This window comes from Arthrobacter sp. CC3 (assembly GCF_039907775.1).
Taxonomy (GTDB): Bacteria; Actinomycetota; Actinomycetes; order Actinomycetales; family Micrococcaceae; genus Arthrobacter.
Genome location: NZ_JARCCY010000003.1, coordinates 15527 through 41479, shown reverse-complemented (window position 1 = coordinate 41479; position 25953 = coordinate 15527). Strand labels below are relative to the sequence as shown.

Genomic DNA, 25953 nt, shown 5'->3' with positions numbered 1-25953 from the left:
TCATGTTTCAGGACGCCGCCGTCCTCTTTGATTCCGGCCGGATGTTCTATGGGCGCCTGCCCCGGGCGATCATCGGCGGTGCCGTGGTGCTGCTGGGAGGAATCCTGGTGGCGGTCTCCAGCACCGGTGCGCTGGAGGCGGAGCCCTTGGGCGTGACCTCCATTGCAGTCGCACTGGTTTTCATCACCTCCCTGGCATTCGGGTTCTCCAGGATCCAAGTCCTCGAAAATGAAGTGCGGCTGCAGTGGTTTCCGTTCTACCGCCGCAGGATTCCCGTGGCGGCGATCCAACGGGCAACTCCGGCAGCAATCCACGGCCTGCGCTACGGATTCGGGCTGCGTTTCGGCGCGTTCGGGCTGGGAATCATCCAGGACACAGGGCCAGCAGTACGGCTCGACGCCGGGCGGGGGTATCTGTTGAGCCTTGGGTCAGCAGACCGCCAAGAACGGTTCCTCGAAGCCTTGACGGCGGCGGGCATCCACGTCCAGCGCAACTAGCAGCAGGCGCCAAGACCGCCGTGGGGCTAGGCCTTCTCCACCCACCGGGCACGCCATTCCGGCGCTTCGAAGGCCTCGCTCCAGTAGGCGGTTTCCCTGGCTATGCGGCCGTCACGGAATTCGAAGATGAACACCGTCTCGTACTGCGGTCCGTCGTAATCCAGCAGCGCTTCGGCAGTAACGAGGTTCCCGCCGCTGAGCAGCCGGCGCAGCGTGATGGTGGGCAGCTGCGGGAAGGCGTTGTAGATTCCCCGGCGGTTCTCTGCTCCGCGCACAATCTCCCCGGATTGCGGCCAGTGCATCACCGCATCGTCGTGGAACAGCTCGTCCATGACCTCGATCCGGCGGTCGTTGATGCATTCGATCAGCCGGTTGACTACTTTCTCGTTGGTGCCGGTTTCATCCACAGCGTTGCTCCGATTCCTGGCGGGTCCTAAGGCTAGCTAATGCCTTGCATTGTCCTCCCGAAACCCCGGCTGCACCACCGTTTTGGGTCCTCCCAGACGGGCCTAGCCGATCAGTGCCAGCACAGCCCCGGCAGTCACCACACCGCCGGCTTCGGCGCGGATGCCCGTCACCGTTCCGTCGCGGTGCGCCGTCACCTGGGTTTCCATCTTCATCGCTTCAAGAACGACGACGGCGTCCCCCGCCGACACTTCGGCGCCCGGCTCCACGAGCCACTTGACTACGGTTCCGGCCATGTCTGCGCGCAGCTCACCGGGATCAGTGCCGCCGTCCGAACCGGAGTCGGCAGCACCGCCGTCGGAATCCAGGGAGACTCCGGCGGGGAGGGCGCTGCCTGAGCGTGCCCAGCCGTCCAGCAGGTCAGCCGGCAGTCCGACCGCAAGCCGGCGGCCGTCCACCTCGACGGTGACGGTGCGGCGTGCGCCATCGGGCGCGGTGGTGCTGTAGCCGGGATCCGAAGGGATCCGGTCCGCGAAGTCGGTTTCGATCCAGCGGGTGTGGATGCCCAGCCCGTCCTCGGAAGTGAAGTCCGGCGATTCCAGCACGGCGCGGTGGAACGGCAGCACGGTGGCCACGCCGGTGATTTCAATCTCGGCGAGTGCGCGGCGTGCACGCCGCAGCGCCTGCTGGCGGTCCGCGCCGGTGACGATCAGCTTGGCCAGGAGGGAGTCGAACTGCGGCGCCACAAAGGATCCCGAGCGGACGCCGGTGTCCAGCCGGATGCCGGGCCCGGTGGGGCCGTGGAATTCCGCGATGGTGCCGGGTGAGGGCAGGAAGCCGCGCCCCACGTCCTCGGCGTTGAGCCGGAACTCGAACGAGTGGCCGCGGGGCTCAGGGTCCGCAGTGATGCGCAGGGGTTCCCCGGCGGCAATCCGGAACTGTTCCTGGACGAGATCGATCCCGGTGGTTTCCTCGGTGATGGGGTGCTCGACCTGCAGCCGGGTGTTCACCTCGAGGAAAGCGACGGTGCCGTCCGCGGCTACGAGGAATTCCACGGTGCCGGCGCCGGAGTAGGCGGCTTCCCGGCAGACTGCCTTGGCGGCATCGTAAATCTGTTGGGTCTGCTCGTCGCTGAGGAACGGTGCGGGTGCTTCCTCCACCAGCTTCTGGTGACGGCGCTGGAGCGAGCAGTCGCGGGTTCCGACCACCACCACGTTGCCGTGCGTGTCAGCCAGGACCTGCGCTTCGACGTGGCGCGGGCGGTCCAGGTAGCGTTCCACGAAGCATTCGCCGCGGCCAAAGGCTGCCACGGCTTCGCGGACGGCGGAGTCGAAGGATTCTTCGATCTCGTCCATGTTCCGGACCACCTTCAGCCCGCGGCCCCCGCCGCCGAAGGCCGCCTTGATGGCGATGGGCAGGCCGTGCTCTTCGGCGAAGGCCCGGGCCTCCGCCGCGGAGTCCACGGGACCGTCGCTGCCCGCCACCAGCGGCGCCCCGGCACGGACGGCGATCTCGCGGGCTGTGATCTTGTTGCCGAGCTGCCGGATGGCCTCGGGCGTGGGGCCGATCCATGCCAGTCCGGCATCCAGGACGGCCTGGGCGAATTCCGCGTTCTCGGACAGGAAGCCGTAGCCGGGGTGTACGGCGTCAGCACCCGACCGGGCAGCCACCTCGAGCAGCTTGGGGATGTTCAGGTACGTGTCCGCCGGGGAGTTGCCGTCCAGGCTGAACGCTTCGCTTGCGGCGCCGACGTGCATGGCATCGGCGTCGATGTCCGCGTAGACGGCGACGGATTCCAGCTGGGCGTCGTCGCAGGCACGGGCAATCCGGACGGCGATTTCACCACGGTTGGCGATCAGGACCTTGCGCATCAGTTACTCACTTTTTCTTGGGACGTCTGTTCGGGGGCAGTCTGTTCAGGAGATTTCTGTTCCGGCGATTCTTGTTCCGGCGATTCTTGTTCGGGCGAAGGTGTCCGATCGGGAACACGGCGGAAGCGGATGCTGCCGCCGATCGGCACCTGGGCGGCCAGGTCCAGCTGGTGGTCCACCACCACGCCGATCACGGGGTAGCCGCCCGTGATGGGATGGTCGGCCAGGAACAGCACGGGGAGGCCTTCGGGCGGCACCTGGATGGCGCCCGCCACGGTGCCTTCGCTGGGCAGTTCACCCTGCCTGCTGCGTTCCAGCGGCGTGCCGTCCAGCCGCATGCCTACACGGTTGGACTGCGGCTTCACCACCCAGTCCTGCCCGCAGAGGGAGTCCAGGGCGGCCTCGTCGAACCAGTCGGCCCGCGGGCCCAGGACAATGTCCAGCACCGTGACGCCTTCGCCGGGGAAGTCCGGCTGGAGTTCGGGACTGCCCACGACGCCGGAGTCTGTGACGTCGCCGGATGCCAGCAGCTGGCCCGCGGCCAGCGGGGCCGGTCCGATGCCGGACATGGTGTCTGTGGAACGGCTGCCCAGCACCGGCGAGGCGGCCACTCCGCCGCGGACGGCCAGGTAGCTGCGGAAACCGGCCTCCGGCGCACCGAGGGTCAGGATTTCGCCGTCAAGCAGGGCAAAGGGTGTGGCCATGGGAACCGAACGCTGGCGCGCAGGCAGGTCGGGTTCGGAGTCGGACTCAGCGTCCGACGGCGACGTGATAGTCAGTGCCGACGGCGCCCCGGCGACGGCCAGGACCTGGTCGCCGACGGCCTGGACCTTGAGCCCGCCGGCTACGCTCTCGATGGCTGCGGCCGCGGGGCTGTTGCCCACCAGCCTGTTGGCCCGGCGCAGCGAGGCCCGGTCCAGGGCTCCGGCGGCGGAGACTCCCAGCGCGGAGTGGCCGTGCCGGCCGAGGTCCTGGATGAGGCTTTGCAGCCCGGGCGACACGATCCGCAGCCCGGAAGCTGCCTCAGCAGCGGTTGCCGCCTCGGAGACTGTAGCGGAGGCGAGGGGCTCGGGTGCCATGGTCACCACATCGCGGACGGCGCGGAACTGGACGCGGTGTCCCGGGCTGGCCAGTGCCGGCTCGGAGCGGCTGAGGTCCCACATGCGGGCCCCGGTGCGGCCGATCAGCTGCCAGCCGCCCGGGGACCTGCGTGGGTAGACGGCCGAATAGTTGCCCGCAAGCGCCACTGATCCGGCGGGCACGGCCGTGCGCGGTGAGCTTCGGCGGGGCACTTCCAGCACCTGGTTCTCCCCCACCATGTAGCCGAACCCCGGCGCGAAGCCGGCGAAAGCCACCGTCCACACCTGGCCGGAATGGGCTTCGATGACGCCGTCCGTTCCGAGGCCGGTGAGCCGCCCCACTTCGGCGAGATCCTCGCCGTCGTACACGGTATCGATGTACACCAGGCCGCCGGCCTGTTTGACCGGAGCCGTGAGGTCCAGTTCCAGCAGGAACGAGCCCATGCGGCGGGCGGCCGCCGGCGAATCCGCGCGGACCATCACGGTCTGCGCGGCTGCCAGCACGTCCACCTGGCCCGGCAGCGGGGATTCCAGGAGCAGGGTCTGCAGGGCGAGGACGTCCTGCGTTCCGGCGAGTTCCGCGAGCACCGCCCGCGTTCCCACCGGCCGCACCGAGAGGACCTTGTGCATGCTCAGGGTTTCCATTGCTACCGCTTCCATCGTTGCCAATGCCTTAGAGATTCCGTGCCGTACAGGTTGCCGTGCCGCCTAGCCGAGGGCAGCGGCGTCCGCCAGGAGGCGCTCTTCTTCGGCGGTCTGGGGGTTCCGGCCGAGGGCCAGGCCCACAACCGTGACTGCGGAGGCCACCAGCAGGTAGGCCGCGATCAGGTACCAGTCACCGGACGCCGCGTAGAGGGCGGTAAAGATCAGCGGTGCCACGGCGCCGCCGATGACGCCGGCCAGGGTGTAGGCGAGCGAGCTGCCGGCGTAGCGCAGGCGGGCCGGGAACTGCTCGGTGATGTACGCGGCCTGGGGGCCGTACATGAAGGCGTGGAACGCCAGTCCGATCACCACACCGACGGTCAGCAGCAGCACGGACCTGCCCTCGATCAGGAGGAAGAAGAGCGGAATGTACAGTGCCGTTCCCACGGCGGCGATACCGTAGACCATCCGGCGGTTGAACCGGTCCGTGAGGGCGCCGGCCAGCGGGATGAGGAACAGCTGGAAGGCCGAGCCGATCAGGATGGCCGTGAGGACATTGCCCGTGGTCATGCCCAGTTCCTTGGTGGCGTAGACGGCCACGAAAACCGTGAAGAGCGCGTAGAGGACGTCGGGGCAGACACGGGAGAGGGCAGCGGCCACGAGGGCACGGGGTTCCTTGCGGAACACCTCGGTGATGGGGGCCTTGGGCTGTTCACCGTGGGCTGCGATGGCCTTGAACACGGGGGTTTCTTCAAGCTTGAGGCGGATGAGCAGGCCGAAGACTACCAGCAGCGCGGAGGCGAGGAAGGCCACGCGCCAGCCCCAGGAGAGGAATGCTTCGGTGCTGAGCGTTGCGGCGAGGAGCGCCAGGACGCCGTTGGCCATCAGGTTGCCGGCGGGCGGGCCGATCTGGGCTGCGGAGGACCAGAAGCCGCGCTTGTTGGCGTCACCGAATTCGCTGGAGAGCAGGACGGCACCGCCCCATTCGCCACCGACGCCGATGCCCTGGGCCAGGCGCAGGAGCACCAGGATGGTGGGGGCTGCCACGCCGATCACGGAGTAATCGGGGAGCAGGCCGATAAGCACGGTGGCAACGCCGATGAGCATGAGCGTGACCACCAGGACGTGCTTGCGGCCGATCTTGTCGCCCAGGCGGCCGAAGATCACGCCGCCGATGGGCCGTGCCAGGTAGCCCACCGCGAAGGCGGAGAAGGAGAGCAGGAGGCCCACGAACTCGTCATTGCCCGGGAAGAAGATCTTGGGGAAGACCAGGGCGGAAGCCACAGAGTAGATGGCGAAGTCGTAGTACTCCAGCGAGGTGCCGGTGAGGCTGGCGACGTAGGCCTTCAGCGCGCCGGGCGGGATCTTTCGGCCGGTGCGGGCGGCCGTGTGGTGTGTGGTCATGATTTTTCCTTCAGGTGTGCGGTGGGTGCTGCCTGGAAGCGGTTCTAGGCGAAAGCTTTGATAGTGATGCCGGCGTCAGTAAGCGCAGCTTTCACGGCAATAGCCATGGCCACTGCCCCGGGGGAATCGCCATGGACGCAGATGCTGTCTGCATTGATTTTCAGGATGGAGCCGTCCACGGTGCGGATGGCGGAGTCGGCGGCCATGCGCAGGACGTGTTCGGCCACCTGGGCCGGGTCATGCAGGACGGCTCCGGGGAGCGAGCGGGAGACGAGCGTGCCGTCGGGATTGTAGGCACGGTCGGCAAAGGCTTCGGAAACAGCGCGGAGTCCGGCGGCCTCTGCAAGCCGCAGCACCTCCGAGCCGGGAAGGCCGAGGATGGGCAGTCCGGGATCGATGGATCGGACGGCGTCGACGACGGCGCGTGCCTGCGCTGTGTGGGAGACGATCGCGTTGTATAGGCCGCCGTGCGGCTTAACGTAGCGGACGCGTCCGCCTTCAGTGGCGGCCAGCGCCTGGAGTGCGCCGATCTGGTAGACGATGTCGTCAGCCAGTTCGTGGGGATCGATGTCCACGAAGCGGCGGCCGAAACCGGAGAGGTCACGGTAGCCCACATGGGCGCCGATCATGACGCCGGCCTGCACGGCCTCGCGGCAGGTGCGGCGGATGACCGTGGGATCGCCGGCGTGGAAACCGCAGGCCACGTTGGCGCTGGACACGGACTGGAACATCGCCGTGTCGTCGCCCAGCGTCCAGCGGCCGAAGGACTCGCCGACGTCGCTGTTTAGATCCATATACACCATTGTGATCCTCGTCTCATTGGTTTGCTCTTACTAGGATGCACCAAATTTAGCGATTGTTCAACAATCCTTCGATTCAACGATGTGACGATCGTGTAAATTCTGGAGTATGGCCACTTCAGCAGCAGCAACCCGGAGCGCATCCGGCACAGTCGCAACCTCTGCAGCAACGTCAACTGCCGCGGCCCGGCTGCGTGTCGCTGTGCCCTCGGTGGCCGACCGGGTGGCGGATGAACTGCGCCTGCAGTTGGCGGAAGGCGTCCTGCTGCCGGGGGCGCGGCTCACCGAGTCCACGATCGCCGAGGACCTTGGCGTCTCCCGCAACACCGTGCGCGAGGCCTTTGCCGAACTCGCAAGCGAACGGCTGGTGGTCCGGCACCCCAACCGGGGCGTTTTTGTGGCCAGCCTGGAGCCGGGCGATATCCACGACGTCTACACAGTCCGCCGGGTCATCGAAGTGAGCGCGATCCGCGGCGGAGGCAGCCCCGGCGCCGTTGCAGCGGTCCGGGCTGCGGTCGAGGAAGGCAAGGTCGCGGCAGCCGCGAACGACGACGAAGGGCTGGGGACCGCAAACCAGCACTTTCACGGAGCTATCGTCGCCCTGGCCGGAAGCCGCAGGCTGAACACGATCATGTCCCAGGTCCTGGCGGAAATGCGGCTGTTCTTCCACAAGGCCACCATGGACGCGAACTTCTACAGCGGCTACCTCAAGGACAACGAGGAAATCTGCGAGGCCTTGGAGGCCGGCGAGCTCGAGAAGGCAGCCGAACTGCTGCTGGCCTACCTGGACCGCTCCGAAGAGAAGCAGGCCGAAGTCCACGGGGAGTAGGACGGGGGCAGCCCAACCCGGGCGGGAGCAGCCCAACCAGGCTCAGGCGCGGTACCCTGAATCGCAGACTAGTTCAGGGGGATGAATGAAAGTCAAAGGCCATCAAGGCACGCTCGAAGTTCGCGGCAGGATCATCTTCAGCCGAAACGGAGCGCCGGCCCGGCCAGGATTCGGCGCCTAGCATGCGATCTTTCCTCGTATGCGCCGCCTGCGGATCAGCCGTGGTGTTGGTCCGGCACCCTCAGCAGGGCCCACGGGCCTCACAGGACGAAACCCCTTCGCACTGCAGCAACCGGAATTGCCCCAACAGCAGCAAACACACGAAGCTGGCCAGCGACTGGTACCGCCGGACCACATTGGAGAGGCGCCAACCCGGCTGATGCCGGGCACTTTATGCCCCCCGACCGCTCAACGACAGGAGTCCTCGTGAGCCTTCCGGATCAGGCAACCTACCAGGTAGTCCCTGACCAGCCGAGCCGGAGCCCCGGAAGGGATGCGGCCCGGGGGTTGCTGATCGGAATCCTGGCAGGATTGCTCGGCCTTGGCCCGTGGCTCGTAAGCGGCGCGAGGCTGCCGTTGCAGAACCTCTGGGGCTCAGAGGTGCCCCCGGACCAGATGCCGGTCTCGTTGCTGCCGTTAAGTCAGTACGAACTCACCACCATCGTTTCCCTCCTCACCGTGGGCGGCGCCGCGGCAGGACTCGCGCTGCGCCTCTGGTCCCCCGCCCGACGGCGGCTGGCGGCGTGGTGCGCCGCGGCAGGACTGCTGGCAGTCCAGTTCACGGCGACCGTTCAGTCGTTCACGGTGCTCGACGGCGGCTTGGCGGGCGGGACCATGGCCGGCCTCTACTTCGCCGGGTTGCTGGCAGGTGCGATCGCCTCCCTCGCCGCGGCCGCCGTCGCGCTTTTCTTGTTATTCTCCAGGTCGCGGGCGCTGGCCGCGTTGGGGGTGGGGCTTGTGGCGGCGCCGTTCGCTTCGTGGGCGGTGGAGTGGATGGTCGGTTTCATGGGGCATACCGGCGTGCCGGTTGCGGTGCCGTCAGCGGCTCGCTGGATTCCCGCCATCGTGGTCGGCTGCGCCCTGGCGTGGTGCGGCCTCCGTTCCGCGGGCCGGGCGGTGGTGTGGCTCGTGAACCTTGCCCTGCTATGGCTGGTTCCCGCCGTGTTCATCTCGGTTAATTACGTGCTGGGGACTCGCGTGCTGGCCGGCGACCTGGCGGAGATGCTGTTGATGAGCCGGCAGATCCTGGCGGCGACCCTGGGACCGGACGGCGGAGCACTTCCAACGGTGCTGCTGGCTCTGGCCGTCGCCCTGGCGGGGCAGGGCGTCGGTGCCGTTGCTGCCCGCCGGCGCGACCGCCAGACCCTGCCTGACGCCGGCCGCTACGACGCCGGCCACTGACTAGTCGAATCAGTCCGTTTCCGGCCCGGTGCAGAAGAAACAGCTGTTCGTGTCGCATTCCTCGCCCGCCGCAGAAGCCACGGCCAATGCTGCAGGGGCGTCACCCGCCGCCTGCGCGTAAATCGTTCCGGACATGGCTTACTCGCCGTACATCAGGCTGGCGAGGAATGCGTCCAGCTGGCGGCCCATGGCTGATTCGTTCCCCGTCGCCGCCGGCGGCTGTGCCTGCTCAAGGTACAGGCCCTCCCACGGCGAGCACTTCAGCTCTCCGCCCTCAAAAGGGACAGGAGCTTCGGCGGTCGGGGCCGGCGACGGCGCCTGCTTGGACGGTGCATGGGCGTGCAGTGCGGAGCTGCTGTGGCCGAAAGCGGTGAAAATGGCGCGGTGGCCGATTGAGATGGACATGATCGCTTTCCTTCCTGCTGGGGGCCCGGAACCACGGTGTCCCGGAGCCAGATCATATTTGGTGGCTAAAATTGAACGCTACGTTCGATTAATGAACGTGAAAATAGTGTGGCACACCTCACCGGGGGGCGCAATGGGTTTCCCTAGCGGGACTTTTCGGCCGGCGTCACCACAACCACCCGGGGCCGGTCGGCCCTGCAGATCATGACCCGGCCCCGCCCTCCATCCTGGATGACCCACAGGACGGTGCGATCCAGCGCAAGCATGTCAATGAGGCCGGCCGCAGTGCTGCCGTCCCTGCGGAAGACCCGCACCGTGTCCCCGCGGGACAACTTTGACCAGTCCGGGGCGGCGGCCGCAGGCTGCGGGGAGCGCGTGCGGCGCGTGGAAATTCTGGGGTTGGCGTACATCTTCGTAGTCCGTTCGGCTCGGGTGGCAAATGAATTGCAGCACCTCCTTGCCAAAGAACGTGAGGAGGGCCACAATTGAAAGTGTTCACCCAGTGAACGCCGCGTTCAAAATGTGTCGTAAAAATATGACGTTCAAACTATTAGCCGGTGAGTCCGTACTCGGACCTCCATCAATGGAGATGATGGCCATGAAAAGACGTGAGAAGCCCGCCAACACACGCCTCCGACACCTGCCGCCCCTGCCGGGCGTGCCAGCGACCGCCCGGCCGCTTGCACTTTACGTCCTGCCGCCGCACTACGAGCAGGCGCTCTTCCCGGATTTTGCAGGATGACCATGCCTCACTGGAACCACAAGCAGAAGCAGAAGCGCCGCAGGGAACCCGCCGAGCTGCTCAAGGCCCGCGATGCGCGCAGGACCGCTGCACTCACGCAGTGCGTCAGGGAGTTGAGCAGCAGCGGGGTGCCGCAGGAATTAACACACACCCTGGTGGCCGAACGCGTGGGAGTGCCCGTTCAGTACGTGCGCTGGAAATATCCCTCCGTGGAGCATCTCCTCGCGATGGCTGAAGCCTAAACGGGTTCAATCCCGAGGAGCGCCTTCGCGATGTCCCTGCTGGCCGCGCGCAGCTGGTCGATGGTGTCCGGCAGGCCTTCCGATTTCAGCCGCTGCTCGGGCCCGTTGACGGAGACGATGCCTACCAGCGCACCTGCCACATCCCGGACCGGAAGTGCCACTACAAAGAGGCCTTCTTCGAGTTCGTTGTCCATCACCGAATAGCCCTGGTCCCGGATCTTGTGCAGTTCCTGGATGAGCGCCTCGCGCTTGGTGATGGTGGCCGGCGTGAACCTTTCCAGCTTTTTTGGCAAGGCCTGAGCCACGTCGTCGTCGCTCATTTCCGCAAGCATGAGCTTTCCGGTGGCGCTGGCGTGCACGGGATAGGTTTCGCCAACGTACATCGTGACATTCAGGTACCTGGAACCCGAAGCTTCCGCGATCACGTCGTAGTTCACGGCGTCCCGCACCATGGCCAGGCTCACGGTCTCGTTGAGCCTGGCAGCGTATTCCTCCAGGATGGGCTGGACCCTGGCCACTGCACCGGTGTACGGGTCAGCAAGCCGGCCCAGCCGGGCCATTTCCCAGCCCAGTGTGTACCGGTTGTCCACCCGGTCCACGAATCCCGTTTGTTCCAGGCTCAACAGCAGGCGGAAGGCCGTCGGACGCGTCATGCCGACAGCCTGGGCAAGCTCGGTGACAGTGATGCCGCCCCTGTGCCGGCCCAGCTCACTGAGCAGGACCGTGGCCTTGATGACGGATTTGTTGGTGAGGTCTACAGCCTCGGCCGGCACCGCGTCCTCGCCGTCTGTTGCCGCCTCTACGTCCACGCCTGTTTCCGCTGCCACATCAAACCCCGGTTCCATTCACGTCTGCCCGGGGCACGGTGCCCCGATTGGATGTCTTCCCATCCTATGCCTCGCCAAGGAGCGAACGGGGCGTTCAAGAGTGGTTCAACGTCGCAGCGCTCCCTCCCGCCTGCTACGGCACCAGGATGACTTTGCCCGTCGTTGCCCGCGACTCCAGGGCAGCGTGGGCCTCTCCTGCCTGCTCCAGCTGGAAACGCGCACCAATGTCGACCTTGACGCTGCCCCGGACCACCAGGTCAAACAACTCCCGGGCGCGCCAGCGGCGCTCCTCGGCATCGAGCAGGAAATCGTCGATCTTGGGCCGGGTGACCGTCAGGGATCCGTGGGCATTGAGCCGCTGCAGGTCGAGCGGCGGCACCTGGCCGGACGCCCCGCCGAAGAGCACCAGCGTGCCGCGGATGCGCAGGGAGGCCAGGGATCCGTCAAAGGTGTCCTTGCCTACGCCGTCATAGACGACGTCAACGCCCCTTCCGCCAGTCAGTTCGCGCACCCGCTCGGGAACCTCCGGGTACGTGAGGACGTGGTCGGCTCCGGCTTTCCGGGCCAGTTCCGCTTTTTCGGACGTTGAGGTGGTGGTAATGACGGTGGTGCCGCGGTGCTTGAGCATTTGGGTCAGCAGCAGCCCGACTCCCCCGGCTCCGGCGTAGGTCAGGACGGTGTCGCCGGGCTGGACGTTGTAGCTGGAATTGACCAGGTAATGTGCAGTGATTCCCTGGGCGGGCAGCGCCTTGTCGGCGTCAACCAGCATGTACTCGGCGTAGCTGCCGGTGCCCTCCGTGGTGGTGATACGACCGCCCGCCACAAAGTCCGTGACGCCGTCGCCGATTTCCTCGATGATTCCGGCGGCCTCGACGCCGGGAACAAAGGGATAGTCGACGGCGTAGATGCCCGCGCGCTGGTAGGTCTCGATGAAGTTCACCCCGACGGCGGCGACGCGCATGAGCAGCTGGCCCGGCCCGGGCTCGGGCCTGGTGACGGTGACCCGCTCGAAGACGTCCGGGCCGCCCGCCCTCGGAATGTGCATGGCATAGGGCATTGAATTTCCTCCTTGAACCGCAGGGTTAGTGCACGGCCTCGCAGGCGGCGAGGCCAGTGGATGCCGCAACGGCGGCTCGTGCCGCGACGGCCAGCAGGCCGGTGTCCGATGCCACTGGCATGAAGCGGAAGCCGAGGGCGATCATTTTTTCGGACAGGACCGGCTCGCCGGTGTAGATGCCTGGGACCACGCCGGCAGCGGTGCAGCGGCGCGCGATGTCCGCGAGGATCCCGTCCGGGCCTTCGCCGGTGAGTTCCTCCAGCGTCACCCCCAGGCTGAGGGAGAGGTCGTAGGGGCCAACGAAAATGGCGTCCGGACCGGTGGCCAGGATGGCGTCAAGGCTGGCCAGGCCTGCGGCCGTTTCGATCATAAGGATGCACAGGGCGTCGTCCTGCAGGCTCCCGGGGACCGGCTTGGGGTAGCGGGGGCTGCGGCGCGTTGGCCCATAGCTGCGCCTGCCGCGGGGAGCAAAGCGGGTGGCCGCAACCAGGGTGGCTGCAGTCGCAGCATCCTCCACGGTGGGAAAGATGATCCCGCCCGCCCCCGCGTCGAGCACCCTGCCGAGGGTACCCGCGTCGTGTCCGGGAACGCGGACGATCGACGGGACACCGAACAGGTGGGCGGCTTCGATCAGGGGCTGCACCTCGGACACGTCGGGTGCGCCGTGCTGGCCGTCGATGCAGATCCAGTCGAATCCTTCGGCCGCCAGGGTGTCCACCACTGCCGGATCCCGGAAGCTCACCCACGCACCCGGGTGGATGCCGCCGTCGTCAATGACCAGGCGGGGCGTGGGGAGCCCGGTGGAGTGGGCACTTTCACCATGGATCTTCATGTTGTTCCTTCGGAGACAGGCCGATCATGCCGGGCCGTACGAAGGGACGCCTGGCCGGAGTCAGCCCGGCCAGGCGTCCCGCCGTATGAAAGTGGAATTATCGCTGGAGCACTGCTTTGCCCAGCGGCGCGGACGTGTCGCTCAGGCTCAGGCCCTTGGTCTCAGGTGCCAGGTACTGGGAGATCACGGCACCGAGCACACAGATGCCGGCGGCGATCAGCATGGTGGTCCCGACTCCGAGGCCGTTCACAGACATGGGCAGGATGAAGGTTCCCGCAGCCGCACCAATCCGCGAGAACGCGGTGGCGAAGCCGACTCCGGCGCCGCGGATTTCGGTGGGGAACACCTCGCCGGGATAGACGCCGGTCAGGGCGGTGGAGACGGCATTGAAGAAGGAGAACACCATGAAGCTGATCAGGATGACCATCGGAGACAGGTGCGAGAACAGGCCGATGACCACAAGCGCGACGGCGGCGATCCACATGGGCGGGATGGACAGCTTGCGTCGGCCCACGCGTTCGATCAGGTACATGGACGCCAGTGAGCCTGCGACCACCACGCCGTTGAGCAACAGTGCTCCGGCCAGGCCGTCCTCGACGCCGAGGCTTTCCAGGACGATGGGTGCGAAGGTGGCGATGGCGAAGTACGGGGTGACGTTGCAGACCCAGTACATGCAGACAAAGATCGTGGAATTGCGGTACTGCGGGGAGAACAGCTTGGCGAAGTTGGGCTTCTCAGACTTCTCGTGCTCCAGGTCCTTGATGTCGGCGTCCTCCATGCACTGGTGGGCGATGGCGAATGCCTCCTCACGCCGTCCCTTACTGATGAGCCAGCGCGGCGATTCGGGCGACCCCAGCCGGAGCAGGAACACGATCAGCGACGGAACGGTGCTCATGCCCAGGATGATCCGCCAGTCCGCGTCGATCGAGGTGGACATGTAGTAACCGACGGCGTAGGACAGCAGGTAGCCGACGTACCAGGCGACCTCCTGGAAGGCCATCAGCTTGCCCCGCAGCCTGGCGGGTGAGAACTCCACCAGCAACGGCCAGCCGATGGCGTAGTCGGCACCAATCGCCATGCCCATGACCAAACGGATGATGAACAGCTGCCACGCGTCCGCCACGAAGAACTGTGCGGCCGAGCCAAGAAGGAAGATGGCGAGGTCCACGATGAACATCGGCTTGCGGCCGATCTTGTCCGCCAGGTAGCCGCCGATCGGGCCGCCGAAGAAGATGCCGATGAGTGCCGAGGCGCCAATCAGGCCCTGCCAGGTGGCGGAGAGGCCCAGGTCTGCCGTGAGCGCCGGCATGACCAGTCCGATGCCGCCTAGGATGAAGCCGTCGATGAACATGCCGCCGGCGATCACGCCGCTGAGCTTCATGAGGAACTTCTTCTTTTGCGGATCCTGGGGAGCCGATGACTGCACGAGCGGCCTCGCGGCAGGTGTAACAGGTGTATTCACGATGGACTTCCTTGTAGATCGTGCCAATTCGAACGGATAAGAGCGCCGGCGATATCAGCACGGCGGTGTGGAGGGCGTTGGGAGCCAAGTCCTGGTTCGTTCACTTTTCGAACGCCATGGTCAAAAATATGGCATGCGCCACATTCCATGTCAATAGGCGATCCGCAACGTGAAGAACGAAAAACGAACCCTTGACAGTGAGCTGGCTTACATTCTAAATTGAACGCAGTGTTCATCTAATGAACGTCAAACTGAAATTTGTCGCCGTGTTCGGCACGAGTCCAAGGAAGTACCGCTGCCATGAAAAACGAACCTCTCAGCCTTTTCGCCTTTGACGTCTTCGCCCCCTCACACCTGACCTCCGGGTCCTGGCGGAACGACGGGGACCAGGGCTACCGCTACACCGACCTGCAGTACTGGACCGGCATCGCACAGATGCTGGAAAAGGCCGGGTTCGACGGGATCTTCTTCGCCGACAACGTGGGCTACCACGACGTCTACCGCGGAAACGGCGATGCCGCCCTTCGCGATGCCGCGCAGTTCCCGATCAACGACCCGACCGTACTGATCAGCGGCATGGCCGCCGTCACCAGGCACCTGACCTTCGGGGTGACGGTGTCGGCAACGTATGAGCCGCCCTACCTGCTGGCCCGTAAGTTCAGCTCACTGGACCACCTCACAGCAGGCCGCGTGGGCTGGAACATCGTGACGTCCTACTCGGAGGCCGCTGCCCGCAACCTCGGCAAGCAGCAACAGCTCACCCCGGCCGAACGTTACGACCTGGCCGACGAGTACATGGACGTCGTGTACAAGCTCTGGGAGGGTTCCTTCGAGGAGGACGCCGTGGTCCGCGACGCCGAATCCGCCACCTATGTCGACCCCGCGAAGGTGCACCCGATCAACCACTCCGGCCAGCACTTCACGGTGCCCGGTTTCCACCTCTGCGAGCCTTCCCCGCAGCGCACCCCGGTCCTGTTCCAGGCCGGCGCTTCCTCAAGGGGCATGGAGTTCGGCGGCAAGCACGCCGAAGTGGTCTTCCTCCAGGGCACGTCGGTGGAAGGCACCAGGCGGTCAGTCGACAAGCTCCGCCAGGCCGTGGCGGACGCCGGCCGTGATCCCCGGGACGTCAAGATCGTCGTCCTGCTCACCGTCGTCGTCGCGCCCACCGACGAGGAAGCCCAGGCGAAGTACCGCAGCGCCGTTGAAACCGCCCCGGTCGAAGGCATCCTGGCCCGCTTCAGCGGCTGGACCGGCATCGACATGTCCGAATACGAACTGGACACTCCCCTGCGGTCCGTAGGCACCAAGGCAGGGCAGTCCATGGTGGACATGTTCTCCAAAGCTGACCCGGACCGGGACTGGACGCCGCGCCAGATCGCGGAATTCCTCGCCGTCGGCGGCACCGGATCCACCATTATCGGTTCCCCGGAGACCGTGGCCGCCGAACTGCGCCGCTGGCGCGACGAGGCAGACATCGACGGCATCAACCTCAGCTACACCACCAAGCCGGGCAGCTGGGAAGACTTCATCGAGCTGGCACTCCCGGAACTCCGTGCCCAAGGGATCATCGCCCCGGAACGCAGCGGAGACCAGGAACCCGTCACTCTGCGCGAAAAGCTCTTCGGCCAGAAATACACCCTGGCGGGCCACCCGGCAACGGCGCAGCGCGCCGCTCACCTCAGTGACGCTGCCCGCTAAACGCGGCCGCCATCAACGGAATTATCACCAAAGGATCCTTCAATGACTGAACAAACTGACGTCGTCGTCATCGGTGCCGGGCTGGCCGGCCTCATCACGGCCCGCGAACTCGGGAACCGCGGCCACAAGGTGGTCGTCCTGGAAGCCCGCGAGCGGCTGGGCGGCCGGTTGTGGACAGAGAACCGCCTGGGCCGGAAGCTGGAGCTCGGCGGAAACTGGCTGCACTGGACCCAGCCGCACGTCTGGGCCGAGGTCACCCGCTACGGGCTGGAAGTCTCACGCGGTCCGCGCTCGGAAGAAACCTACTGGCTGGCCGGCAATGAAGTGCGCCGCGGCAACCTGGAGGACTTCATGAAGCTGATCGATCCGGGCATGACCCGGCTGCTGGAAGACACCATGAAGTGGCTGCCGCGCCCTGACGCACCGCTGACGGTCGAGAACCTGGCCGAGGCCGACCAGTACAACCTGCAGGAAATGCTGGACAAGCTGGACCTCTCCGAGGACGAACGGAATGCGAACGAGGCCGCCTGGGTGGGCCACTTCAACGCACCCCTGGACCAGTGCGCCTACGTCAACGCCCTGCGTTGGACCGCCGGGTCCTCCGGGCACTGGCACCTGATGCACGAAGCCTCCGCGATCTACCGCCTGACGAACGGGAACGACACCCTGGTCACCGCCATCGCCGAGGATACCAACGCGGACATCCGCCTCAACACCCCGGTCACCGCGGTCCGCCACCACGCCGACGGAGCCACCGTCAGCTACGGCGACGGCCAGGAAATCCGGGCCAGGAAGGTGGTCATCACCCTGCCGCAGAACATCCTGCACAAGCTCGACGTCCAGCCTGCGCTCTCGGACGGAAAGCTCGCTGCCAGCCGGGAAAAGACCGCGTCACAAGGCGTCAAGGCCTGGATCCGGGTCAAGGGCCCCATCAAGCCGTTCTTCGCATACTCCGCCCAGGACAAGCCCCTCTCGGTGATCCGCACCGAGTTCGTCGGCGAGGACGACGCCGTGCTGGTGGGCTTCGGCGCCGACGCAAACCGCATCGACGTCACCGATCCCCGGCAGATCCAGGACGCCATCAGGGTCTGGCGCGATGACCTGGAAGTCCTCGAAGTCACCGGTCATAAATGGGGTGAAGACCCTTACGCGGAGGAAACCTGGCAGATCCAGCGTCCCGGCCAGCTCACCAAGTACCACCAGGCGCAGCAGGCCAGTGAAGGAGCCCTCCACTTCGCCAGCAGCGACACCGCGAACATCTGGGCGGGCTTCTTCGACGGCGCCATTGAAAGCGGCCTCCGGGCAGGCCGCACCATCCACGCAGAACTGAAGGCCGCCGCACCGGAAGGACAGTCATGACCGCCACCGCCATGGCCCCCAGGACCATCGACTCCGACCGCTACCGCGCCGTCATGCGGCACCTGCCAACAGGTGTAGCGGCCGTCTGCTCCACCGATCCGGTGACCGGCATCCAGAACGGCATGATCGTGGGCACGTTCGCCTCCCTGTCCATGGAGCCGGCGCTGGTGACGTTCAGCGTCATGCACACCTCCACCAGCTGGCCGAAGATCTCCGAAGCCGCAACCTTCAGCATCAGCCTGCTCGCCGAGGACCAGCAGCAGGTGTGCCGCGCACTGTCCGCCAAAGGCGAGGACAAACTCAGCTCCGTTGGCTGGTCCGAGTCCGGCTGGGGCACCCCGCACCTGCACGGCTCCCTGGCCTGGTTCGACTGCCGGGTTGAACAGCAGTTCACGGCCGGGGACCACGTCGTCGTCATCGCCAGCGTGCTGGACATGACTCCCGCTGAGCGGGCTTCCACCCCGCTCATTTTCCACGGCGGCCGCTTCGGCAGCTTCCGCGAAGCCGCCTGATACGCCTTGATGTAAGGAACCTGAGATGGATATCACCCCAGCCAGCACCACTGCTTTAGCAGACAAAACAGCAGACATCACACCCGCCTACTACCGCCAGGTCCTGGGCAAACTCCCCACGGGAGTCACTGCCATCACCGGCATCAATGACGACGACGAGAAGCTCGGCCTGGTGGTCGGCACCTTCCAGTCACTCTCGCTGGATCCGCCGCTGGTCATGTTCTGCGTGGACAAGTCCTCCTCCAGCTGGCCCAAGCTGCGCAAACTTCAGAAGTTCACCGCCAACATCCTGTCCGATGACCAGATCAACATCTGCCGGTCGCTGTCCCGCAAGGGACCGCAAAAGTTCGAGGGCCTGCCCTGCACCGCGGGCCCCCTCGGCACCCCGCACCTGGACGGCGCCACCGCCTACATCGACTGCCTGGTGACGGCCGAGGTTGTGGTGGGAGACCACTACATGGTGGTGGGCGCCGTGACTGGCATGGAGGAAGGGAACGGCGATGCGCTGCTCTTCCGGGCCGGCAAGTTCGGCCAGTACCTGCCCATCGAGATTCCCGCACCCGCCGAACAGGCAGCACCGGCATCCGTACCCGCATCAGTACCGGCAAGGAGCGCATCATGAGCCGTCAGCAGACCATCCTCAAGGCTTGGAACAGCGCATGGGGCGACGGCGACCTGACCGCCTTCGAGCAGATGCTCGCACCGGATTATGTCCGCAGGTCCAAGTCCGGCAGTGAAGACTACGCCACCCTGCGGAAGACCATTGAGGCCACCCACGCAGCCTTCCCCGACACCACCACGGAGATCCTGCACATCCTCGAGGACGGTGCCACCGCTGCAATTCACTGGCAGACCAAGGGAACGCATCAAGGCGAGTTCATGGACGTACCCGCCACCGGACGCACCATCACCGTCTCCGGCGCGTCCTTCCTCCGTTTCGACGGCGACAAGCTGGCCGAGGAATGGGTGGTCTGGGACCCCCGCGAACTCCTCTCCGCACTCGGGATCTGGCACCTGGGCCCCGGCAACGCCTGACCAGGACCTCTCCCACCAACTTCTTACCGCCCAGGAGGGCGCCATCATGACACTTAACGGACATTCCCTCATCGCAGGGCACCCCACCGCGGGAACCAGCGGAACCGCCCATGGAATCAACCCGGCAACCAGCGAGCAGCTGGAACCGGCGTACACCCTGATCAGCGACGACCAGCTGCGGACGGCCACCGAAGCCGCCGCGGACGCCTTTGACTCGTTCAGCACCCTCGAACCCGGACAGCACGCCCGGTTCCTGGACGCCATTGCCGAAAACATCGAAGCGATCGGCGAGGAGCTCATCGAGCGGGCATCCGCCGAAACCGGCCTCGGCGTGGACCGCCTCCGCGGCGAACGCGCCCGCACTGCCGGCCAGCTGCGGCTGTTCGCAGAGGTGGTGCGCGGGGGCGATTTCCGCGGCGTCCGCATCGATCCCGCCTTGCCGGACCGGGCACCGCTCCCCCGGGCCGACATCCGGCAGCGCCAGATTCCCCTGGGTCCGGTGGCTGTTTTCGGCGCCAGCAATTTCCCGCTGGCCTTCTCCGTGGCCGGGGGCGACACCGCGTCCGCGTTTGCGGCAGGCTGCCCCGTGGTGGTCAAGGCCCACAACGCCCACCCCGGCACTGCCGAACTCGTGGGCCAGGCCATCGTCAACGCCGTCCGCGATTTGGGCCTGCATCCGGGCGTGTTTTCCCTGGTCTACGGTTCCGGTGCCAGCATCGGCCAGGCATTGGTGGCAGACCCGAACATCAAAGCCGTGGGGTTCACCGGATCCCGCGCCGGCGGCACCGCACTGATGCGCACCGCCGCGGCCCGGCCCGAGCCCATCCCGGTCTACGCCGAAATGTCCTCGATCAACCCGGTCTACGTCTTTCCCGGAGCCCTGTCCGGCACCAAGGACGTCGAGGCGCTGGCCAACCAGTATGTCGCCTCAGTGACGGGCAGTTCCGGGCAGCTCTGCACCTCCCCGGGACTGGTCTTCGTCCCCGCGGGTGAGGCGGGCGACCGGTTCGCTGCGGCCGTCGCCAGCGAAATCACCCCGTTGTCCGGGCAGACCATGCTCAGCGGCGGGATCGCCTCGGCCTGGCACCACGGCCACGATGCACTCGAGGCCGCTGCCGACGTCGAACTCCTCGGCCGGGGTCATCAGGGCCCCGGCGAGAACGCACCCGCACCGGTAGTCTTCAGTTCCGAACTGGACGTCTTCACCGGAAACCCGGTCCTGCACGAGGAAATCTTCGGCGCGGCGAGCCTGGTAGTCCGCTACAAGGGCGTCGAGGACCTGATTGAAGCCACCAGCAAGCTTGACGGCCAACTGACAGCCTCGCTGCACGTCACCGAGGATGACTACGCCGCGGCTGCGCCGCTCATCCCGGCACTGGAACGCAAGGTGGGCCGCATCATCATCAACGGCTGGCCCACCGGCGTCGAAGTCGGCCACGCCATGGTCCATGGCGGCCCGTACCCCGCCACCTCCGATTCAAAAACGACGTCGGTTGGAACCCTGGCCATTGCACGGTTCCTCCGCCCCGTGGCCTATCAGGGGTTCCCTGAGCAGCTGCGGCCCGCGCCGCTGCAGGACGCCAACCCGTGGAACGTCAACCGCCTCATCGACGGCAAGCCGGAACAGCACTAGGCCCGGCGCCAAAACCCCGCAACTTCCGGCCCCGGGCATGCCTCTCTCGCACGAGTCGCCCGGGGCCGGATCCCCAACCATCGAAATTTGAGGAAACCATGTCCACCATCACGCTTGAAGACGTCGCCGGCACGCTCCGCACCGCCCGGCTGCAGGGACAGCCCGTCGCTGCGCCCACGGAAACCTGGCCCGCGCTGGACGCCGACGGCGCATTCCAGGTCCAGAAAATCAACGTTGACCACGCCGTCGCCGGAGGGGACCGGCTCGTCGGCTACAAGCTCGGCAACATCGCCAAGGTCATGCAGGACGCCTTCGGCCTGGACCAGCCGGACTACGGCCACCTGCTGGCAGGCATCTTCGAATTCGAGGGCGCCACCCTCCAGCGGGACAACTTCATCGCACCCTACGTGGAACTCGAACCCGCCTTCGTGCTCCGCTCACGCCTGGGCGGCCGGAACACCACAATCGCGGACGTCATCAACGCCATCGACTACGCGCTGCCCGCCATCGAGATCATCGACTCGCGCGTGAAGGACTGGGCCATCGGGCTGCCGGACACCCTGGCGGACAACGGCTCCACCGGCGCCGTCATCCTGGGCGGCACACCCCGCAAGGTCACCGACCTGAACCTGCGGGACACCCGCGGAGTCCTGACCTTCAACCACCGCGAAGTCATCGCAGGGACCACCGGCAACATCCTGGGAAACCCCCTCGCCGCGGTCGCCTGGCTGGTCAACCGCCTTGCCGACTACGACGTCGAGTTTGAAGCGGGCCAGGTCATCCTTCCCGGCAGCTGCCTCCAGGCCGTACCGATGAACGAGGCCGGCCGCTGGTCCGGAACGTTCGAGGGCTGGGGCACGGTCGAGTTCGACGTTTCGGCCTGATCATGCGCCTGGCCAACATTTCCGGACGCCTCCACCTCGTCACCCCCGATGACCACGTCATCGATGTTTCGATGGAAACCGGCGGACATTTCAGCCCGCGGATCCAGGACTGCTACGAGCGCTGGCCAGAGCTTCGCAGCGTTGCCTTCACGCTGGAGCAATGGAGCGGAACCCCGCTGGCCGACGTGCCGCCGTCGTCCTTTGGAAATCCCGCGCCGCAGCCCCGGCAGGTGTTTGCCATCGGGCTGAACTACGCGGCGCACGCCGCCGAGGCCGCGCTGGAGGTCCCCGATGACCTCACGGTGTTCACGAAGTTCGTGACGTCCCTGACTGGTCCGCACGGGACCATCGTCCTCCCGCAGGGCACGGTGGACTGGGAGGTCGAACTCGTCGTTGTCATCGGCCGCGGCGGGACCCGCATCCCCGTTGAGGAGGCGTGGAAGCATGTGGCGGGCCTGTCCGTGGGACAGGACCTCTCGGAGCGCACGCTGCAGCAGTCAGGGCCGGCGCCGCAGTACAGCCTGGCCAAGTCGTTTCCCGGGTTTGGACCCATCGGGCCGCTGCTGGTGACTCCTGATGAGTTTGATGACCCGGACCGCATCGAACTGGGCTGTTCGATCAACGGCGAAGAAGTCCAGAAGGGGAACACCGCTGACATGGTGTTCCCGGTGCCGGAGATCATCGCCCGGCTTTCCCAGGTGACTCCGCTGCTGCCCGGTGACGTGATCTTTACCGGCACGCCTCCCGGGGTGGGCGTTGGCCGGGTGCCGCAGCGCTTCCTCAAACCGGGGGACGAACTGGTCACCTATGTGCGCGGCGTCGGCGAGATGCGGCACACCATGCAGTAGCGGGCAATAGGAGTCAGGGGCCGCCGGACCTTATCGGACCGGCGGCCCGCTTCCGTCAGCCTCGTGCAGACCGCCGCAGCCGCTCCACGTCGGCAACGTCGGCGTATGCAGCCTGCGTGCCCTTGCGTGTGGCGGCAAGCGCCGCCGCCGCTGAGGCGAAGGCCGCGGCGTCGGCCAGCGGCTCGCCGGCGGCGAGCCGCGCAGCAACGGCGCCCGTAAACGCGTCGCCGGCTCCCGTCGTGTCCACGGCGTGGACCGCAACCGGCGCGATCCTCGTAACGCGGTCCCTTCCTGCGGCCAGCGAATCAAGAACTACCGAGCCCCTGGAGCCAAGGGTGACCACCACCCGGTGCAGCCCGCGCCCGGCGAACCTTTCCCGGACCTGGTCCCAGCCGGCGTCGTCCGCGTCCGCCCCGGGAACATCCGGCCCCAAAAACAGTGACGCTTCGTGCGCATTGACCAACAGCACATCGCACAAATCCGCCAACCCCTGCGGGATCTCGCCGTAGGGCGACAGGTTTAACAGAACTGTTGCGCCGGCGTCGCGCCCTGCCCGGGCCGCGGCTTCCACCGTATCCAGGCCGATCTCAAGGCAGAGGCAGATCACGGAGGCGCCGACGAACGCCTCAGCGGCCGCTGCGACGTCGGCGGGCGCAAGGGTCCCGTTGGCCCCGGCGGAGATGATGATGTTGTTCTCACCGTGCGCGTCCACGGCGATGACCGCGACTCCCGTGGCGGCGGACGGTGAAATGCGCACGTGCGAGATGTCCACACCGGCGCCGGCGGTGGAGGCCAGGAGCATTTCGCCGTTGGAGTCGTCCCCCACGGCCCCGATGAGGCTGACCGCCCCGCCAAGGAGGCTGGCAGCCACGGCCTGGTTGGCGCTCTTGCCCCCGGGATTGACGGCGAACCCGGTACCGTGGACCGTCTCGCCCGGCCGCGGGAGCCGTTCGCAGTAAATGGTCAGGTCGGCGTTGAGGGAGCCGACGACGACGATCCGGCCGTGCGCTTCCGTGCCCATTCCAGCCACTCCCCTAACGTTCGTTCTGATCCAAGCGTTCGCGTTGCCGCCGGTAAGCCCGGACGGACAGCCATGCAATGGTGGCAGCCAGCACGGCGTACACGGCGTAATTGAGGTATTTGGAGTAGTCCTCAATAAGCCGGTACTGGGCTCCGAGCAGCACGCCCAGGCCGATCAGCAGCGCGTTCCAGAGCCCGCTCCCGGCAATGGTGAAAATGCTGAAAGTGGCAAGGTTCATTTTCTTGGCACCGGCCGGCAACGAAATCAGGCTGCGCACCCCTGGCAGGAACCGGCCGAAGAACACCGCCAACTTGCCGTGGCGCTGGAACCAGTCCGCGGCCTTTTCGAAGTCTTCGCGGTCCATCAGCGGAAGCCGGGACAGGCCCGTGATGGCCCGTTCCAAGCCCAGTTTGGCGCCCAGCCAGTACAGCAGTAAGGCACCGGCATACGCGCCGAGCGTGCTGGTGATGAAGACGAGCGCCAGGACCATGCTCCCCTGCTTGGTGAGGAAGCCAGCCAGCGGCAGGATGACCTCGCTGGGAATGGGCGGGATGACCGTTTCGGCAAAGGTGAAGAGCCCGACGCCCCATTCCCCCAACGAGTCGATGCTGCGCGCGGCGAAGCCGGCTATCCCGGTGAGCTCATCCACAGCGTTTGCCGACATCATGGCTGGACCCTGGCGCCGGGACGGAACCTGAGAAAACCGAAGGCTGAAGAAAGCAGGAGCAGCCCGCCGCCGATGGCAATCAGGTATCCCGCGACGGGAACGGTCCCCGCCTCAACCCCGCCGGAATCGGACGGTGCCGCCGTCAACGTCCGGGCCGAGCGGGACGGCAACGGTGGCTCAGATCCTGCCGGCGTGGCCGTGCCCGCGCGGGACGGCGATCCCGCGGACGCTGCGCTGGCCGCCTCCGGTCCCTGGCCGGCGATAGTTTCCTGTAACGGCATATCTTCCTCGCCGGAACCTGTGACGACGGGCTGCACTTGACCGGGGCCGGTGCCGTCCTGAATGGTTCCGGGGGCGGCTGGCTCCGGGGAAGTTGCCGGGGATGCGGGCGCCCGCGACGGCGGCCCGCCGGAATCGCAGGAGCCGGCGTCGGCAGCAGGACCCTTCTTGTCCGAGCAGGGCGCAGCACTTGCGGACACAGCGAAAGCCAGGAGGCAGGCAGCCACGACGGACAGCACCGCGAGGATGCATGGAACCAGTCGACCGTTGCGCATGTCAGCCAACGCTACCCGCTCCGGCGGAATCCGGCCTGCCAACCGTCCCCTAGCGCCGTTCCCTAGCGCCGGGCGGAGAACCTCGCCGGGGCGCTGCCGCCGTCGGCAAGGTCTGCAAGCACCCGGCCGATGGCCGGTGTGAACTTGAAACCGTGACCGGAGAACCCGGCCCCCACCACCAGCGGCCCGAAGCGGTCCAGCACAAAGTCCTCGTTCGCGGTGGTGGTGTACGTGCAGCTGATCGGAACCGCCGACTCCGGATCCACGCCCGGCAGCCAGTCCCGGACGTACCTGACCAGCGCTTCCAGCTGTACCGGCTCGGGGGTGAAGCTCCGCGCGTCCGGATCCGTCACCGGCCCCACCCCGTGCCAGCCTGCCTTGATGCCTTCACCGGGCGTGAGCATTCCGTAGACCGGGCTGTACCAGTACGCATCGCGGGGGTCGTCCGGGTCGGGGTTGTGGTTGAAACTGGGCCAGGCCAGCGAGTCATCCAGCGGCGTGAAGTGGGCCGGCTGCTCCTGCGTGACCACGAGCCTCGGGAGCCGGACCAGGTTCCGCGCAAGCTTGGTGGTCCACGCACCGGCCGTGACCACAACGCGCCGCGCGGTGATCTCGCCGGAGTCAGTAACGACGACGGCGCGGTCGTCACCGGCGACGCGGATGTCGCGGACCGGCGTCGAGTACTCAAAGCGGGCGCCGTGCGCCTCCGCGGCCTGGTGCAGCGCCTGCAGCGCCGCCTCGGCGCGGATACGGCCGGAGCCGGGAACCACCAGCACCTCGCTCCGGAAGTTCATGCCCCGCCAGCGGTCCGCCGCTTCCGACGCCGGGATGAAGTGGCTTTCTATGCCCCGCCGGGCATGCGAGGACCGGACCTCCTGCAGCCGGCGGACGTTGCCGTGGTTCACCAGTCCCACGAGGTCCAGGAGTTGCCTGCCCGTTTCGGCGGCCAGCCCGTCCCACAGATCCTTGGCCTCGGTGACCAGGTCCAGGTAGTCAGCCTCCGCGTAGGCCGTGTTGAAATTCCGGGTCGCGCCGTGGGAGGCGCCGATGTGGTGCCCCTGCTCGAACTGTTCCAGGAGCCTGACCGAGTGCCCGCGGCGGGCCAGCTGCCACGCGGCAGCGGATCCCATCGCCCCTCCGCCAACTACAACGACGTCAACTTCCACCACAGCTCCACCCAACTCAATCCCGCAGCCTCTTCGTGAGGCCTGTTACCGGTTCCTATTCTGCCAATTGGACGGGTGGCT

28 protein-coding genes are annotated in these 25953 nt (G+C 66.6%); 13 read left to right on the top strand and 15 right to left on the bottom strand.

The genetic code is table 11. The features are described from left to right. The first annotated feature begins 2 nt into the window (after positions 1 to 2). Positions 3 to 497, top strand: a complete 495-nt coding sequence (locus PV761_RS01990; RefSeq protein WP_347893947.1) for a hypothetical protein — start codon at positions 3 to 5, stop codon at positions 495 to 497. A gap of 26 nt (positions 498 to 523) precedes the next feature. Here the strand turns inward: PV761_RS01990 and PV761_RS01985 are convergent, their stop codons facing one another. The 5 genes from PV761_RS01985 to PV761_RS01965 form a co-directional block, all read right to left on the bottom strand. After that, positions 524 to 904: a nuclear transport factor 2 family protein gene (locus PV761_RS01985; RefSeq protein WP_028270262.1), complete on the bottom strand. Its 381-nt coding sequence runs from the start codon at positions 902 to 904 to the stop codon at positions 524 to 526. Positions 905 to 1006: 102 nt separating this feature from the next. Then, the gene (locus PV761_RS01980; RefSeq protein ID WP_347893944.1) at positions 1007 to 2773 is read right to left on the bottom strand and encodes a biotin carboxylase N-terminal domain-containing protein; all 1767 of its coding nucleotides are present in this window, start codon (positions 2771 to 2773) and stop codon (positions 1007 to 1009) included. After that, positions 2773 to 4512: a 5-oxoprolinase/urea amidolyase family protein gene (locus PV761_RS01975; protein ID WP_347893942.1), complete on the bottom strand. Its 1740-nt coding sequence runs from the start codon at positions 4510 to 4512 to the stop codon at positions 2773 to 2775. The genes PV761_RS01980 and PV761_RS01975 overlap by 1 nt, the downstream gene beginning before the upstream one ends. A gap of 48 nt (positions 4513 to 4560) precedes the next feature. After that, the gene (locus tag PV761_RS01970) at positions 4561 to 5898 is read right to left on the bottom strand and encodes an MFS transporter (RefSeq protein ID WP_347893940.1); all 1338 of its coding nucleotides are present in this window, start codon (positions 5896 to 5898) and stop codon (positions 4561 to 4563) included. Between the two features lie 44 nt (positions 5899 to 5942). Beyond that, on the bottom strand, positions 5943 to 6701 hold the full coding sequence (locus tag PV761_RS01965) for a 5-oxoprolinase subunit PxpA (protein WP_028270259.1): 759 nt from the start codon (positions 6699 to 6701) through the stop codon (positions 5943 to 5945). 106 nt (positions 6702 to 6807) lie between these two features. Here PV761_RS01965 and PV761_RS01960 point away from each other — a divergent pair, with 106 nt between their 5' ends. Further along, positions 6808 to 7527 (top strand): GntR family transcriptional regulator, encoded by a 720-nt coding sequence (locus tag PV761_RS01960; RefSeq protein ID WP_028270258.1) that lies wholly within the window; start codon positions 6808 to 6810, stop codon positions 7525 to 7527. A gap of 426 nt (positions 7528 to 7953) precedes the next feature. Beyond that, the gene (locus tag PV761_RS01955) at positions 7954 to 8928 is read left to right on the top strand and encodes a hypothetical protein (RefSeq protein ID WP_347893938.1); all 975 of its coding nucleotides are present in this window, start codon (positions 7954 to 7956) and stop codon (positions 8926 to 8928) included. A 138-nt stretch (positions 8929 to 9066) separates the two neighbouring features. Here the strand turns inward: PV761_RS01955 and PV761_RS01950 are convergent, their stop codons facing one another. Continuing rightward, on the bottom strand, positions 9067 to 9333 hold the full coding sequence (locus tag PV761_RS01950; protein WP_347893936.1) for a hypothetical protein: 267 nt from the start codon (positions 9331 to 9333) through the stop codon (positions 9067 to 9069). A 143-nt stretch (positions 9334 to 9476) separates the two neighbouring features. Then, positions 9477 to 9743 carry a hypothetical protein gene (locus PV761_RS01945; protein ID WP_156037084.1) on the bottom strand — a complete coding sequence of 89 codons (267 nt, stop codon included), beginning with the start codon at positions 9741 to 9743 and terminating at the stop codon, positions 9477 to 9479. 92 nt (positions 9744 to 9835) lie between these two features. On the opposite strand from PV761_RS01945, the gene PV761_RS01940 reads away from it, so the two are divergent. Together PV761_RS01940 and PV761_RS01935 are read left to right on the top strand one after the other, a co-directional pair. Continuing rightward, the gene (locus PV761_RS01940) at positions 9836 to 10075 is read left to right on the top strand and encodes a hypothetical protein (RefSeq protein WP_156037083.1); all 240 of its coding nucleotides are present in this window, start codon (positions 9836 to 9838) and stop codon (positions 10073 to 10075) included. A 2-nt stretch (positions 10076 to 10077) separates the two neighbouring features. Continuing rightward, the gene (locus PV761_RS01935) at positions 10078 to 10317 is read left to right on the top strand and encodes a hypothetical protein (protein ID WP_043438027.1); all 240 of its coding nucleotides are present in this window, start codon (positions 10078 to 10080) and stop codon (positions 10315 to 10317) included. Here the strand turns inward: PV761_RS01935 and PV761_RS01930 are convergent. From PV761_RS01930 to PV761_RS01915, 4 genes are all read right to left on the bottom strand, one after another. Beyond that, positions 10314 to 11144, bottom strand: coding sequence for an IclR family transcriptional regulator (locus PV761_RS01930; RefSeq protein ID WP_347893933.1), 831 nt, complete (start codon positions 11142 to 11144; stop codon positions 10314 to 10316). The genes PV761_RS01935 and PV761_RS01930 overlap by 4 nt on opposite strands. A gap of 133 nt (positions 11145 to 11277) precedes the next feature. After that, positions 11278 to 12201: a quinone oxidoreductase gene (locus PV761_RS01925; RefSeq protein ID WP_347893931.1), complete on the bottom strand. Its 924-nt coding sequence runs from the start codon at positions 12199 to 12201 to the stop codon at positions 11278 to 11280. 25 nt (positions 12202 to 12226) lie between these two features. Then, entirely contained in the window at positions 12227 to 13033 is an 807-nt protein-coding gene (locus PV761_RS01920) for an aldolase/citrate lyase family protein (RefSeq protein WP_347893929.1), read from the bottom strand. Between the two features lie 97 nt (positions 13034 to 13130). Beyond that, the gene (locus PV761_RS01915; RefSeq protein ID WP_347893927.1) at positions 13131 to 14495 is read right to left on the bottom strand and encodes an MFS transporter; all 1365 of its coding nucleotides are present in this window, start codon (positions 14493 to 14495) and stop codon (positions 13131 to 13133) included. Between the two features lie 300 nt (positions 14496 to 14795). Between PV761_RS01915 and PV761_RS01910 the strand changes: the two genes are divergently transcribed. The 8 genes from PV761_RS01910 (at position 14796) to PV761_RS01875 (ending at position 22464) form a co-directional block, all read left to right on the top strand. After that, on the top strand, positions 14796 to 16193 hold the full coding sequence (locus tag PV761_RS01910; RefSeq protein ID WP_347893925.1) for an LLM class flavin-dependent oxidoreductase: 1398 nt from the start codon (positions 14796 to 14798) through the stop codon (positions 16191 to 16193). A 42-nt stretch (positions 16194 to 16235) separates the two neighbouring features. Beyond that, positions 16236 to 17552: an NAD(P)/FAD-dependent oxidoreductase gene (locus tag PV761_RS01905; RefSeq protein WP_347893923.1), complete on the top strand. Its 1317-nt coding sequence runs from the start codon at positions 16236 to 16238 to the stop codon at positions 17550 to 17552. Then, positions 17549 to 18064: a flavin reductase family protein gene (locus tag PV761_RS01900; protein ID WP_051628784.1), complete on the top strand. Its 516-nt coding sequence runs from the start codon at positions 17549 to 17551 to the stop codon at positions 18062 to 18064. Before PV761_RS01905 ends, PV761_RS01900 begins: the two co-directional genes overlap by 4 nt. 25 nt (positions 18065 to 18089) lie before the next feature. Then, positions 18090 to 18686, top strand: coding sequence for a flavin reductase family protein (locus PV761_RS01895; RefSeq protein WP_347893920.1), 597 nt, complete (start codon positions 18090 to 18092; stop codon positions 18684 to 18686). Continuing rightward, complete coding sequence (locus PV761_RS01890; protein ID WP_028270249.1) at positions 18683 to 19099, top strand: ester cyclase; 417 nt, start codon at positions 18683 to 18685, stop codon at positions 19097 to 19099. The genes PV761_RS01895 and PV761_RS01890 overlap by 4 nt, the downstream gene beginning before the upstream one ends. Positions 19100 to 19145: 46 nt before the next feature. After that, complete coding sequence (locus PV761_RS01885) at positions 19146 to 20732, top strand: aldehyde dehydrogenase (NADP(+)) (RefSeq protein ID WP_347893918.1); 1587 nt, start codon at positions 19146 to 19148, stop codon at positions 20730 to 20732. A gap of 98 nt (positions 20733 to 20830) precedes the next feature. Next, positions 20831 to 21616: a 2-hydroxypenta-2,4-dienoate hydratase gene (locus tag PV761_RS01880; RefSeq protein WP_028270247.1), complete on the top strand. Its 786-nt coding sequence runs from the start codon at positions 20831 to 20833 to the stop codon at positions 21614 to 21616. A gap of 2 nt (positions 21617 to 21618) precedes the next feature. Next, the gene (locus PV761_RS01875) at positions 21619 to 22464 is read left to right on the top strand and encodes a fumarylacetoacetate hydrolase family protein (RefSeq protein ID WP_028270246.1); all 846 of its coding nucleotides are present in this window, start codon (positions 21619 to 21621) and stop codon (positions 22462 to 22464) included. 55 nt (positions 22465 to 22519) lie between these two features. Here the strand turns inward: PV761_RS01875 and PV761_RS01870 are convergent, their stop codons facing one another. The 4 genes from PV761_RS01870 to PV761_RS01855 form a co-directional block, all read right to left on the bottom strand. Beyond that, a complete protein-coding gene (locus PV761_RS01870; RefSeq protein WP_347893915.1) occupies positions 22520 to 23485 on the bottom strand; it encodes a ribokinase in 966 nt (321 codons plus the stop codon). 13 nt (positions 23486 to 23498) lie between these two features. Then, a complete protein-coding gene (locus tag PV761_RS01865) occupies positions 23499 to 24152 on the bottom strand; it encodes a DedA family protein (protein WP_347893913.1) in 654 nt (217 codons plus the stop codon). After that, entirely contained in the window at positions 24149 to 24706 is a 558-nt protein-coding gene (locus PV761_RS01860; protein ID WP_347893911.1) for a hypothetical protein, read from the bottom strand. The genes PV761_RS01865 and PV761_RS01860 overlap by 4 nt, the downstream gene beginning before the upstream one ends. A 62-nt stretch (positions 24707 to 24768) precedes the next feature. Then, complete coding sequence (locus tag PV761_RS01855; RefSeq protein WP_347893909.1) at positions 24769 to 25872, bottom strand: FAD-dependent oxidoreductase; 1104 nt, start codon at positions 25870 to 25872, stop codon at positions 24769 to 24771. Positions 25873 to 25953: the final 81 nt, after the last annotated feature.